We start from the raw sequence: 13,591 nt of genomic DNA, 5'->3' as shown, positions 1-13,591 counted from the left end.
ACAAAGCATATTATAACACAGAATATCCGAAAATGCAACCGCGCGTTGATTTCTCATTTCTCCGTGCAAAGTTTCCTGAGCCTGCAGCTCAGGGTATTGGGGACTCCCCTGGGGCCGCGGACAGCCGATACGCCCAGCTCTCTCATAGCCGTGAGCGGCATATCCTCCGCTGAAAAACGGTGCAGCAGCTTCAGCTTTACCGCTTTTCGTATGTGATAGCTGCCGTTATCGTAATTGAAAGGGATATCCACTTCAATTGCCTCACATTTGTAAAGGACAGCGGAAACAGGAGCAGCCATGTAGATGTATATGGTGTCTCCCACGATATAATTGGCGGTCTGTTTCCATATTATGGTACCGTCGCGCCTGAAATCCTGTTCCACGTCGTACATTGCAGGCGCGGCAGGAATGAGCCATTCCTTCGGCTCTGTACGCATACGCCTGCCGCTCCCGGATTTTCCCGAGAGCTCATGGCTCATTTCAAGCAGGGCTTTCAGCTGCTCAATATCAACGCTGCCGTCAAGGAGCACCGATATCCAGCTTTCCTTGTTCATGTGGTACGCAGGGAATATCCCGTCCACAGCAAGAAGTGAGCCCGTCATCATGGGGCTGCACTTGACATTGACGATATCCACCTTTCCGAGTTCGGGGCGTCCCAGCTTTGAGCCGTCAACATCCATGACTATGGCATACCACTTATCATTGCTGCACCTCAGCACAGCGCAATCGGGAGTCCTGCTCCACAGGTATTCGGGCTTTGTGCCGAAGCGTTCGGCTGCAAAGGCAAAGAGCCTGTCCCTCATTTTCAAAGCTGCCACGGCTCACTCTCCGTTCTGTTTTTTCATCTCGTCACGCAGATGTATATAGCAGGCGTTGCATATCTCGCAGTCCTTTTCCGCACGGTGAGCTCCCGTAACAGAAATGCCGTAATGGTCGGCAACGGTGGTCTGCTTCCTGTCGGGCAGGAGCGGCAGGACCTTTCTCGCAAAGCGCAGCACATCAACGAAGTCATTGTCAAATATTATACCATGACAGCGCAGGAGATTATCATATAAAAAGTTTATGTCGAAATTCACGTTGTAGCCCATGAGCATATCATTCCCTGCAAACTCGTAAAAATCCATTATCGCCTGAGAGATACAGGGCGCGTCCTGAACCATTCCGTCGTCGATTCCAGTGAGACCCGTGATAAAGGAGCTTATATGGTGCTCGGGCTTTATGAGTGTTGAAAAGACCTCTGCCTTTTCGCCGCCGCGGTAGCGTACTGCCGCAATTTCGATTATCTCGCTCTCAGCAGGGTCAAGTCCCGTAGTTTCGATATCCACGACACAATAATCCTCGGGGAAGGCGATCCTGCTTTTTCCCTTTCTGCGCTTTATATCGCTCACCTTGATGCTCCTTCCGACATAATACTGTCAAATCATACACTTCATTATAATATACCTGACGAAAATTGTCAAATCAGCAGAGGATCATGCCGATATGTAATTTATATACGTACATTTACTTAGCATAGTTAAATCATAATAATTTATAGGATTTAAACAAAAACTCTTGATTTTTTATCAAAAATGCTGTATAATATACTTGTAAGATTGTACGTCCACATTTATATGCTTATTTACTATGAAAGTATGAAAGGAGCACCCGCCATGAAGAAGTTAATCGCGGCTGCAGCAGCTCTCACAACTGCCGTAAATGCCGCAGCATTATCAGCAAACGCAATGTTTGAAAACGTTCCCGCAGGAAGGATCTGGGATGAGGAAATAGAAATGTTCCCTATGATGGAAAACGGCGACCTTGTTACCGACATCAACGGAGACGGCTCTTTCGGTCTAGATGACTGCGCTTTGTTCTACGGATACACACATTCGTATGATACAGACGCAGAGCTTGCTCAGCGTATGGATAGCATAGGCGACTACGACGCAGACGGCAAGGCTGACCAGCTCGACGCAGAGCACCTTACCAGATTTTATCTCCTCCAGAACGGCATATCCGCAAGGGATACCGATAATGCGACCTACAGCGATATCGACCTCGTCAAGGAATTTACAAACGAGTACCACAGCTGGAGCTCAAGGCTCTCAGATGCATTCATTGAGGAACTCAGGACCCAGTCATCGTACCTGATGGCAGGATATACCATGTTCAGGGAAGCTGTTGAAGACGGCACTGTCAGCTGCGATGTGAACAGCGACGGCGTCTACGACTACACCGACCTTGATTACCTCTGGATATTCGGATACAATTCGTACTTCTTCATGTACGACAGCGTACCCGACAGTGAGAAGCCTGTTATCCCCGACGAGATAAACGAGCGCTGCCGGGAGCTCATAGGTCATTTCGCAAACGGCTCTGACACCAACTGGTTCTATGAGTATGCTGAAATGTACTGTATCGAGCAGAACGGTATCACCGACCAGCAGTTCAGCGAAGATTATTACGACAGCCTCATAGAAGGCTCGGGCAAGCTTTCGCTCGCAAAATGTCTGAAGTATAATTACAGCGAGTGGATGCCGGTCAACGAGTATCTTGAGTACAACGGCGCAATGTTCAACAGAGAATTTACGGTTTTCTGGGAACAGCTCAGTGCAGGCGAGGTTGAGCTCCCCGATACCAACGGCGACGGCGTCATCAACAGCTCTGATGTTTTCAATGCCATGATATTTAAAGAAGACCTTCAGGCACACGCAGCTGCACAGGATTCAGTGCTTCCCGTAAACGTATGGAAGTTCTTCACGGAAAACTGCGATATCAACGGCAACGGACTGAGCGGAGATATCCATGATCTGTCCATTCTTGATCTCGGATATATGCTTTCAGGTCCCGAAGCAGAAATGGAGAGTATATACGACAATTTCAATGAGAATTTAAACGCTTATATAAACAGTCTCTCAGCTGTCAGCGGCATTCCTGCCGTTAAGTACAGCCCGATGAGCATTGCCGCACCTGAGTTCAGCAATGTCGAGATAGAGCGTTCAGGCGACGCTAACGGCGACGGAAACGTCGATCTCTCCGACGCTGTAAAGATCATGCAGGCACTGGCTAATCCCAATAAGTATCAAATCTCATACGCAGGCAGATTCAACGGCGATGTATGCAACACAGGCGACGGTATAACCTTAGGCGACGCACAGGAGATACAGTCAAGACTTCTTAATTCTTGATTAAATGATAACAGCCGATGTTCGTAATGAACATCGGCTGTTTTTGTTTTATTCAGTTGCCTGGAATATGCCTCTTACGAAGCAGTAGAGGTGCGAGTGGATAGAGTCGTCGCCGTGGTGTCCGTTATTTACAACGTGCCATACGTGAGGAACGTTGTTCTTTGTAAAGTTGTTATGATAGCCCTCTGGAGTATTCAGTCCGACAACATCGTCCTGAGTTCCGCCTGTTATCATAATGAGATACGGAGTTTCACTTGCGCTGTTCCACTTCCATGAGCCCGAAGCTCCGGGTGCAGGGCATATAGCTCCTACATAACCGAACTTGTCGCCGTGCTTCATGCCTATCTGGAGCGACTCGCGTCCGCCCATTGAGAAGCCTGTTACAGCTGTGTTCTCTCTGCCTGTAGCAACGCTGTACTTGCTCTCGATGTGTGGCATAAGGCTGTCCACGATATCGTCAACGAAATTGTCATAGCCCTCATTCGAGCCCTGATCCGCGAAGCCTGTAGCGTCGTTCATTGTCGCGCTCGTGAATACGAACGGTACAACTACTATCATGTCCTTCGCCTCGCCTTCAGCGATAGCGTTTCCGATGATCTGCTGTGTATACATCTGACCGTTGCCCTGTGTTATCATACGGTTCTCGTTCTCGAAGAAGCCGTGGAGAACATAGAGTACGGGATACTTCTTGCTGGAGTCGTAGTTTGCGGGAAGAAGTATGTTATAAGGCTTGTTCTTGTTTGCCTTCTTGGAGAAGTAGGTCTCCTTCTTGATAGTGCCGTACTGAACGCCCTGTTTCTTCATGTGAGAATCATTGGGCTCGTTGTTTACAAGTGCGTTCTGCACCTTCTTGGTAAGTTCTTCCATAGTATATTTCTGCTGACCTGTTGAAGTCTGGGAATTAGTCGTGTTTGAGCTGTTGCTGCCTGTGTTCGACTGGTTGTTGTTTCCTGTATTTGACTGGTTGTTATTTCCCGTATTGGACTGGTTGTTGTTTCCTGTATTTGACTGATTGTTACTGCTGCTTGCCGGTGAGACAGTTCCCTCAGTTGCCTGGAATATGCCTCTTACGAAGCAGTAGAGGTGCGAGTGGATGGAGTCGTCGCCGTGGTGTCCGTTGTTTACAACGTGCCATACGTGAGGAACGTTGTTCTTTGTAAAGTTGTTATGATAGCCCTCGGGAGTATTCAGTCCGACAACATCGTCCTGAGTTCCGCCTGTTATCATAATGAGATACGGAGTTTCATCAGCATTGCTCCACTTCCATGATCCCGAAGCTCCGGGTGCAGGACATATAGCTCCTACATAGCCGAACTTGTCACCGTGCTTCATGCCTATCTGGAGCGACTCGCGTCCGCCCATTGAGAAGCCTGTTACAGCTGTGTTCTCTCTGCCTGTAGCAACGCTGTACTTGCTCTCGATATGCGGCATAAGGCTGTCCACGATATCGTCAACGAAGTTGTCATAGCCCTCATTCGAGCCCTGATCCGCGAAGCCTGTAGCGTCGTTCATTGTTGCGCTCGTGAATACGAACGGTACAACTACTATCATGTCCTTGGCTGCGCCCTCGGCGATAGCGTTTCCGATGATCTGCTGTGTATACATCTGACCGTTGCCCTGTGTTATCATACGGTTCTCGTTCTCGAAGAAGCCGTGGAGAACATAGAGTACGGGATACTTCTTGCTCTCGTCATAGTTTGCGGGAAGAAGTATATTATAAGGCTTGTTCTTGTTTGCCTTCTTGGAGAAGTAAGTCTCCTTCTTTATCGTACCGTACTGAACGCCCTGTTTCTTCATATGAGAATCATTTGGCTCATTGTTTACCAGCGAATCCTGCACTATCTTGGTAAGCTCCTCCATAGTGTACTTCTGCTGACCCGGTACTACCTCAGGCTCTACCACTGGGAATTCGGTAATATTTCCCATAACGAACTTCATAATGAGCAGAGCGTCCGTGAGATCGAAAACTCCGCTGCTGTCCGCGTCGGCTGCTTTCAGGGCCTTCTTGTCCTCGATACCGTTGATAAGACCTTTTCTTGCAAGAACGATATCAAAGCAGTCTATCTTTCCGTCATAATTGATGTCGCCCTTGTGCATTGCAACAGGCGCCGAGGGCTCTCCTATCTCTGTGCCGCTCGCCGCGCCGACAACTTCATCGACATAGAAATTGCAGGTACTGTCATCAGTCTCGATGTAGAGCTGGATATCTGACGCTCCTGCGGGGATCGTAAAGCTTTTGTTCTCAAGGTGAGCCCACTTTCCCTTTTCAGCTGCCACCTCAGCTATTTTGGGATATTTGGTACTGCTTCCGTCGCTGTACTGGAGCGTGAGGTAAAATGTTGCCGATTCCTCCTCGCTCATTACATAAGCGCTGAATGAGTAGTCGTTACCTGCCTTAAAGCCTGAACCCAATCCTACGATAGCGCCGTTCCAGGCACTTGCTCTGCCGCTTGCAAGAAGCGAGCATTCTCCCGAGCGTGATGTGCCTGAGACTACCTTTACAGAAGCAGAGCCTCTGCCGCTCCATGAGTCAGTACCTTCTTCAAAGGTGCTGTGAAGCAGATAGTCCTGGTCGGCGGCAGATACCGGCATAGCGCCTAATGCTGAAAACGCCATTACTGCCGCCAAGAGAGTTGAAATACTTTTTTTCATTCTCTTTCCTCCTTTAAATAATATAAAAAAACACAATCTCATGTTTCTTTTTTACCATAATTTTTGTGATATGTCAACCCACAATGTGAAGATTATGTGTATAAATTCAAGATAATAGTCAATAGCCCCCTCAGGAAGTCCACCTTTTCGTTTTATTTACCATTTTTGTTTAATTATTTTCACAACACACATAAAAAATAGCATTTTTCTCCCTGCCTGTTGATTTACTTTACAATATGTGTTATAATGACTTAAATACATCTCAGCAAAACAGTCTGAACATATTTGAAGAACGAAGGGAAATGATAAGAAATGTCCATCAGTACAGTCCTGCTTGCTTACAAGGAAGCCGAAAACCTCAAGGTCCTCCTTCCGCAGATAAAGAAACAGCTTGACAGCACAGGCGAAAAATACGAGATCATAGTTATCGACACGGAAAAGCCTCTCGACAACACGGAAGAGGTCTGCAAACAGTTCGGCGCTCAGTACGTCAATCAGAAGTACCCGAAATTCGGCGGAGCTTTCCGCACAGGTATCGAGTGTGCGAAATATGACAAGTTCCTGATACTCGACAGCGACGGCTCACATAATCCTAAGTATATCCCTGCTATCTACAGGGCAATGAAGCCCGATATCGACCTTGTTATCGGCTCCCGCTACACAAAGGGCGGCAGGACCAACGACAGCAGGACATCTGTTATCATGTCACATTGTCTCAACTTCGTGTTCAGGATAGCCCTCGGAATAAGGGCAAAGGACATCTCCACGGATTACAGGCTTTACCGCACCGAACAGCTCAAAAAGGTAAAGCTCGACTCCGAAAACTATGATATCCTGGAGGAAGTGCTCTTAAAGCTCAAGCTCCTGAACGGAAAGCTCAGGATAGCGGAAGTGCCTATAGTTTTCAAGAAGCGGCTTTTCGGCGAGTCCAAAAGAGCCCTCATTCCTTTCATGATAAGCTACCTCAAGACGCTTCTGAGACTTATCGGCATAAGGATAAAACATACATTGGGAAAATAACGGCAAAAACGATAAAAAGCTCCATGCTAAGCATGGAGCTTTCATTATATTATAAAACGGTCAAGCATATCATCGGAGCTTTCGATAAGCTCGGGCTTCACCTTTCTCTTTATTACGTCCCAGTTGGGCATACTGTCGGAAATATTATGAGCGTCGCTTCCGAAAACAACATTGCTGCACTCGTCAACGATACGCTTTGCCAGCTTTTTCTCGTTCCAGTTGCCGAAAGCGTCGTTATTCACCTGCATTATAGCATTTGTTGCCAGTATATTGTCGATATCGTCCTCGCTGCAGAACTCTACGCAGCGGTGAACATGAGCAAGCATAACATTGAGGCCGTACTCTATGGAAAGATTGTATACCTCTTCCGCCATCCACGGCTCATAATTACGATAAGGGAATGCCATGAGTATAAGGTTCGTTCCCTCGATCGCCAGCTTTTCGATATCCTTTACCTCGGATATGCCTCTTTCGACAGCGACCTCCGCTCCGAGGAGCATATTCTTTATCGGAGACCTGTCCTTTACTATCGCAAACGAAGCCGCTCTCTTTTTAAGGAAAGCTTCCACCGATTCTTCCTGATGATAATAAAAATGAGGAGTAAAAATAACTCTTTTTACACCCTGCTCCTTCATCATCTCAAGCATTGCAAGTGAAGTGCCGAGACCTTTTGAGCCGTCATCGAGTCCAGGAAGAACATGACAATGGTATTCTGTCAGCATTATTTTCCGCCCTTTTTCTTTTTATTTTTTCAGGTAATGTTCATGTGCCGGAATATTCAAAACGTACCGCCTGTTTTGCGGCACAATAAGCGCCGCCCGCCTCACAGGCAATGATAAAACCGTTTTTCCTTCATTTCAGGCATAACACAAAGCTCCCCGCAGCACCTAATCGCAGGATAGCTTCAATACGCCAGCAAATGCCGCGCACATAAAACACATACGAAGCGCAAATATCCCGATATGTGGATCCGGGAAAAATTTTTATCTGTATTTTTCTTCCCGAAATATACGTTTCGTAATAATTAATTCTCATGTACTATTATAATACATTCATCATACATATGTCAAGGGATTGCACTAAGTAAAAACTGTTTTTTTCACTTATCAACAAATTAAAGACAATAAACAGCGGAAATATTATTCATCTGTAGAGAAAAAATCGTGCAGCCATTTTCTGTGGCTGCACGAACTGCCCAGAAAGTCAAAAAAAGCATAAAATGTCATCTTTTTGTCTTCCTGATAACTGTATTATCTTGTTTTCTCCATATTTTCCAGCATTTTCTGCCAGTAAACATAGCCGAACTCCTTTTTCGACCAGTTCTCAAGGAACTCCAGCTTTGCCTTCAGGTGAGGATATTTTTTGATATACTCCTCGCTGTAGCGATACATTATTCTGTTGGCCGTGTCGTAATCCCACAGGAAAAGCAGCTCAATGAGGGTAGCTCTGTCCTCATAGGCTGTGACCATGCTGTAATCCGAGACAAAATACGGGAGATCATACTGTGGCTCTGACTTTTCTATGGCATTATAGAAGGTATGAACATTCATGCCTTTTTCGTCGTTTTCAGCATACTCCTCAAAATCAGCGGAATAATCAAAGTCTGCGGGATTGAGTTTCTTCCACTCCTCCTCATCTATGGAGCCGTACTTTTCGCTGATCATTCTTTCCACTGAATGCCATATCTCATGGTGAAGGGTCGTACAATTCTCTGATGTCTGCCTGCTCAGTATGGCGATTTCATACCAGCCGAACGAAGCAAATGCAACTCCTCCCGCTTTGAATTTAGAACCGTCTTTACCTATGAGCTCGCGGACAAGAGATATTCTCAGACCGATCTGCCCGTTTTCTTTATTGAAGCGGCTGAAAAACCCCTCAGGGTAAAGTGAAAGCGTTTCTCTCAGGTTTTTCAAGCTGTCCTTTTCGTACTGAAGCGAACTTTCATCTGTATACGCCTCTGTAGAGCCGAAACTGTATTCTGAGCCTGCTTCTGCATTTTTGACCTCGTTGCCCACAAGTATCCTGATACCGAACTCTTCTTCGATCTTGTCAGCCTCCGCACGTATTTCCTTGAACTTCTCACCAACTTCGACGGGGCCTGTCTTTTCAAACACCTTTCCATCAGCATTTTTAAGCTTTACGCTGTAATTGAGCCTGCCTGGGTCTACCATCACAAGGGAATTGCTTTTTGTGACGGAATACATCTCGTTCATGCCGATTATCCATTTACCGTCGGTAACATAGCAGCAGTCTTCATTGACATATGCAGTATTTAGCTCTTTGACATCACCGTATACAGTCTTACCGTTAACAGCGTCGGTAAAAAACAGCCTGTTGCCTGCACCTGTTTTCGTAAGTAAATAACTGCTTTTGCTGCTGCTTATAAACTGCAGCATGCCAGGTTCCGCCAGTGTGAGCTTATAATACTTGTCGGGGCTGTTTCCGCTGGTATCAGAGGCTTTAATGTAGTAATCGCGGTCGTTTCCGACGGAATAAGGGCTGACGCAGCTATCCTTCGTAAGGAAGACATCAGAATTTTCTTCGCACATAGGCGCTATGAGTTCACCCGTGACCACAGAGTACAGACCGTATTCCACGCCGATCTCAGTTTTATCTGAAGTCTTTCCGCCGACGAATACTCCTTTTTCATGCAAATAAAAATATGCATTGATGAATCCTGACAGGGATAAATGCCTGCTCTTCTCGCCCTTTTCATTTATCTTCATAATACTGTCATCAGTATAGGAGACCCAGTATATATTATCAGTTTCGCTGTCGAACCACCACTCGGTATATCCCGCAGAACCCGTATCCACTTCATATGGCTCACCGCCGTTTGCAGGGTACATTTTCAGCTTGTTCTTCTCATCCGCATAAGTCTTTTTCCATGTGACGACTGTTCCGCCTGCGAACATTCCGATGAGCATTTCATCCCTGTCCGAAAGATTTATGCTCCTCAATATCTTATCATTGAGGGTATCGAACACATAACAGGTATTTCCGCTCTTATCTTCGCAGCCGACAACTACCTGACCATCAGAAGCTCCGACCACATTTCTGATAGTTCCGCCTGCATCAAAGCCTGCAAACACTCTTATGCCCGAAAGGAACTCACTAATATTCTGCAGCTTTCCCTTTGCGGTCGAAGCATATGCATAGTAGGAAAGTATCTTCGAGGCGTCAACTGCGTCTATTATGCCGTCCCGGTTCACATCTGCCGCAACCTGCTGACCTGCATTGAATCCGCCGTCCGAATTTGTGGATATCTTTGCATAATAAGCCAGCACCATTGAAGCGTCAACTGCGTCGACAATACCGTTCACGTTTATATCGCCGAGCTCGTAATCGCTTGGAGCTTTTCCGAGAGAAACGAACTTATATCCGGCTCCCTTTGCAAAAGTCTCCGCTGTTGAGCCGTCATAGCCGTATATAGTTCCGTTATAAACGACGGTCTCTTTGTCCTCGTGCTCCCCGGGATAAATGATCTTATTGCAGATAGTATCTGAAGAATCATAGAAACTGCATTCGGGATTCAGTACAGTTACCGATTCAAGCGAAGCGCAGTTCACGAAGGCCTTACAGTCGATATAATTGATATTTTCGGGAACGATCACGTTTTTCAGCGAATCGCAGCCCGAATACTCATTATTCCGTATTATCGTATCGGTTTTGGAAACGACGATGTCTTTAAGTGACTTGCAGCCTGAAAAGGTCTGCCCATCTACTTTCAAAACATCATCGGGCAGCTCAACGTACGTAAGCGCCGAACAGCCCATAAAAGCGCCTGAACAAAGATACTTCAGACCCTTTGGCAGTATCACCGACCTGAGGTAAGCATTTTCATATACTGTACCGCCGTTCTTATCCTGCTTTTCAAAGCTGAAAGCCTTAGCCGCTATGCATTTTGTACCTTCCTTTACGGTGATCTCCGTCAGCTTCTCAGGCTCGCCCTTTATGCCGTAGAACAGCGTTCCGCAGTATACAGGGCCGTCATCCTGAGCTTCAAGCCAGGCAGTTCCTTTCAATACATCCGCACCAAAACTGGTAACTTCATCCGGCACCTTGATACTTTTCAGGCTTTTGCAGTTTTCAAAGGCATGATCGGATATATATATCAGTCTTTCGGGCAGCTCAACGTTATCGAGCTTGTCGCATTCTGCAAAAGCTCTGTCATGGATCCCCGTCACATTATTTGTAAACACTATGCTCTCAAGTGCGTCACAGTTTTCAAAGGCGCCCGCATCAATGCTGCTGACACTTTCGGGGAGCTTATAGCTCTTGCCGGGATGTTTCGGAGGATATTTACAGAGCAGAGTTGCTCCATTATTGAATACTACGCCGTTGATACTGCTGAAACTCTTATTGACTTTTGAAACGTTTACTGCTTCAAGAGAGTCGCAGCGCGTAAAACTGCAGTTCATACTCTGCACAGATGCGGGAACATTCAGTACTGTCAGACCCGAACAATCGTTGAATGCATTTTTATGAACATATGTAACTGTACCGGGAATGCTGAACCCGCCCCTGACCTTGTCAGGAATGCACTTTATGAGCGATTTCCTGTCAGCTGTGTATAATACGCCGTTTTCAACGGCCAATGACTTATTGTCCTTGTCCACCTCAATTTCGGATATATTGCGGAGGCCATCAAACATTTCACCGATATCTTCAATACCGGCAGGTATCTTTACAGTCCTGACCCTGTCTGGCTCGGATACCTCAAGGCAGCCGTCAACTCCACGAACAGGAAGTCCGTTCAGCTTATCGGGGAGCTCTATGACTTCACAGTCGCCGTAATATGCCGAGACCAGTACATATTCCTTGCAGTTCAGCCATTTCCAGGTGTCGTTTTTCTCATATTCAAAGGAAATTGCTTCTTCCTTCGGCAATTTACCGAGAGAAACGAAGGAATAGCCTTTACTTTCGGCATAATACTGAGCATAAGAGTCTTCATATCCGTATATAGTTCCGCTGAAAGCGACATACCCCGAACTCAGTGAATAATACTCAAGCGGCTCATAAGCAATGCAGTAGGCGTTTTCAAAAACAACAGACTCAAGAGAGCGGCAGTCCCCCAAAGCGCCGTCCCTGATCACACTGATATTTTTGGGAACAGTCAGCTTTTTAAGAGAACTGCATGAAAGGAAGGTCCCGGCTTCTATCACATCAAGCGATGCAGGGATATGCACCTCTTCAAGCGCAAGACATGAGGCAAAAGCCATTTCCCCTATTTTTTCAATGCTGTCGGGGAGATTTATCTTCTTCAGGCTCTCGCAGTCAAAAAAAGCCTTCTCGCCTATGTACCTGACACTGTCAGGCAGAGTTACGGATATAAGGTCAGGATCGCCAGCTGTCGGTCCGTCGAGGCCGCTGTCAAAGGCGCAGCGGTTTATGCTGACAGTTCCTTCCCTGACAACTATTTCTGAATTCTCGGGCAGACGGCCTTTCAGCTTGTAAAGCACAGCTCCCGTATAGACAACTCCGTCGGGCTGAGCCTCGTACCATGGAGTTCCCGAGACTGCCCACTCACCTACGAAAATAGTTTCCGTAGAAAAGGTGATATCAGAAAGCCCTGTACAGTTCCGGAACGCACTCTCTCCTATATCCAGGACATTGTCGGGTATAACGACATTGTTAAGCTTATCGCAGCCATAGAACGCATAGTCGCCGATTATCTCCGCACGAGCCGATATTTCCAGCTTTTCAAGGCTGTCGGCGTCATCGAAGGCATGGGGAGCTATCTCCATTACGCCGTCGGGAACGGTATAGCTGACGTTCACGCTGCCTATTGGGAACTTCAGCAGACTTTCCATATATTTATCGAATAAAACGCCGTCCCTGCCTGTGAAATACTCATTATTTTCGCCGACGTTTATACTTTTGAGCTTCTTGCAGTTCAGGAACGCATTTTCCTCAATACGCTCCACCGTATCGGGAATACTGAATTCCCCCTCCACAGAGGTAAGGCATCTGAGCAGAACTTTCCCGTCAGCAGTAAATACGCCGCCGTTTTGGCATATAAAGCTCGTATTCCCCTCATCTGTCTCCACTTTTTCAAGGTTTGGGAGTCCACCCGTAACACCGCTGATCTCCGTTACCGTTGAAGGGATATACAGAGACCTGACAATATCGGCTTTTTCCGCGAAGCAGCCAGCGCTCACAGAAGTTACAGGAAGTCCTTCTATCGTATCCGGTATGACTACATCGGCGCTGTTTCCGTAATACCCCATCATTTCTATATGGTCTGCGCAATTGCTCCAGCTCCAGAGAGCGCTGTATTCCGATAGGGTGTCAGCTTCCGCCACGGAGGGATAAGCCGATTCAGCAGCATATGCCGCCGAAATACTGCCGCTTATGCCTGATAAAGCAAATACTGCTGCACTTGCAAGACTGATAATACGTTTTTTCATAATATACTCCCTAAAAAATTTTATCCTCCACAGTTATATGTGTTTTATATGTATTTATAAGTATATCATAACGTGCTGAAAAAATCAAGCATACAGGCTGTTCCGCGGGGCTCATGGAAATGCATATTTCCGCTCTGAATACACTTGATTTTACACAAAACACATGATATAATGTAGACAAACAGAGACATTTCTGTTGTGAAGTGTTATACTGAAAGAGCAGTCGACAAACACCCAAAAATCTGGTAGAATATAAATAACAAAACCGGAAAGGGAAAACGACTATGAAGTACAGTAAAGAATTCAAAGAAGAAGCATTAAAGCTCTCGGATGAGATTG

7 protein-coding genes are annotated in these 13,591 nt (G+C 46.4%); 2 read left to right on the top strand and 5 right to left on the bottom strand.

Annotated features, from left to right (window positions below):
• Positions 1-53: 53 nt before the first annotated feature.
• Both IKW96_RS07645 and IKW96_RS07640 read right to left on the bottom strand, forming a co-directional pair.
• Positions 54-818 (bottom strand): MmcQ/YjbR family DNA-binding protein, encoded by a 765-nt coding sequence (locus IKW96_RS07645; protein WP_296572697.1) that lies wholly within the window; start codon positions 816-818, stop codon positions 54-56.
• A 3-nt stretch (positions 819-821) separates the two neighbouring features.
• Entirely contained in the window at positions 822-1,388 is a 567-nt protein-coding gene (locus tag IKW96_RS07640; protein WP_296572694.1) for a PolC-type DNA polymerase III, read from the bottom strand.
• Positions 1,389-1,652: 264 nt separating this feature from the next.
• Between IKW96_RS07640 and IKW96_RS07635 the strand changes: the two genes are divergently transcribed.
• On the top strand, positions 1,653-3,170 hold the full coding sequence (locus IKW96_RS07635; protein ID WP_296572690.1) for a dockerin type I repeat-containing protein: 1,518 nt from the start codon (positions 1,653-1,655) through the stop codon (positions 3,168-3,170).
• A gap of 48 nt (positions 3,171-3,218) precedes the next feature.
• On the opposite strand, the gene IKW96_RS07630 is transcribed toward IKW96_RS07635, so the two are convergent.
• Positions 3,219-5,822, bottom strand: coding sequence for an alpha/beta hydrolase-fold protein (locus IKW96_RS07630; RefSeq protein WP_296572687.1), 2,604 nt, complete (start codon positions 5,820-5,822; stop codon positions 3,219-3,221).
• 312 nt (positions 5,823-6,134) lie between these two features.
• Between IKW96_RS07630 and IKW96_RS07625 the strand changes: the two genes are divergently transcribed.
• Positions 6,135-6,842, top strand: coding sequence for a glycosyltransferase (locus tag IKW96_RS07625; RefSeq protein WP_296572683.1), 708 nt, complete (start codon positions 6,135-6,137; stop codon positions 6,840-6,842).
• Between the two features lie 44 nt (positions 6,843-6,886).
• On the opposite strand, the gene IKW96_RS07620 is transcribed toward IKW96_RS07625, so the two are convergent.
• The gene (locus IKW96_RS07620; RefSeq protein WP_296572679.1) at positions 6,887-7,564 is read right to left on the bottom strand and encodes a CpsB/CapC family capsule biosynthesis tyrosine phosphatase; all 678 of its coding nucleotides are present in this window, start codon (positions 7,562-7,564) and stop codon (positions 6,887-6,889) included.
• 528 nt (positions 7,565-8,092) lie between these two features.
• Complete coding sequence (locus IKW96_RS07615) at positions 8,093-13,252, bottom strand: leucine-rich repeat protein (protein ID WP_296572675.1); 5,160 nt, start codon at positions 13,250-13,252, stop codon at positions 8,093-8,095.
• Positions 13,253-13,591 lie beyond the last annotated feature (339 nt).

The sequence above is a fragment of the Ruminococcus sp. genome, assembly GCF_017549005.1.
GTDB lineage: Bacteria > Bacillota > Clostridia > Oscillospirales > Ruminococcaceae > Ruminococcus.
Note: the sequence above shows the minus strand (reverse complement) of the source record. Positions and strands in the feature narration are given on the sequence as shown.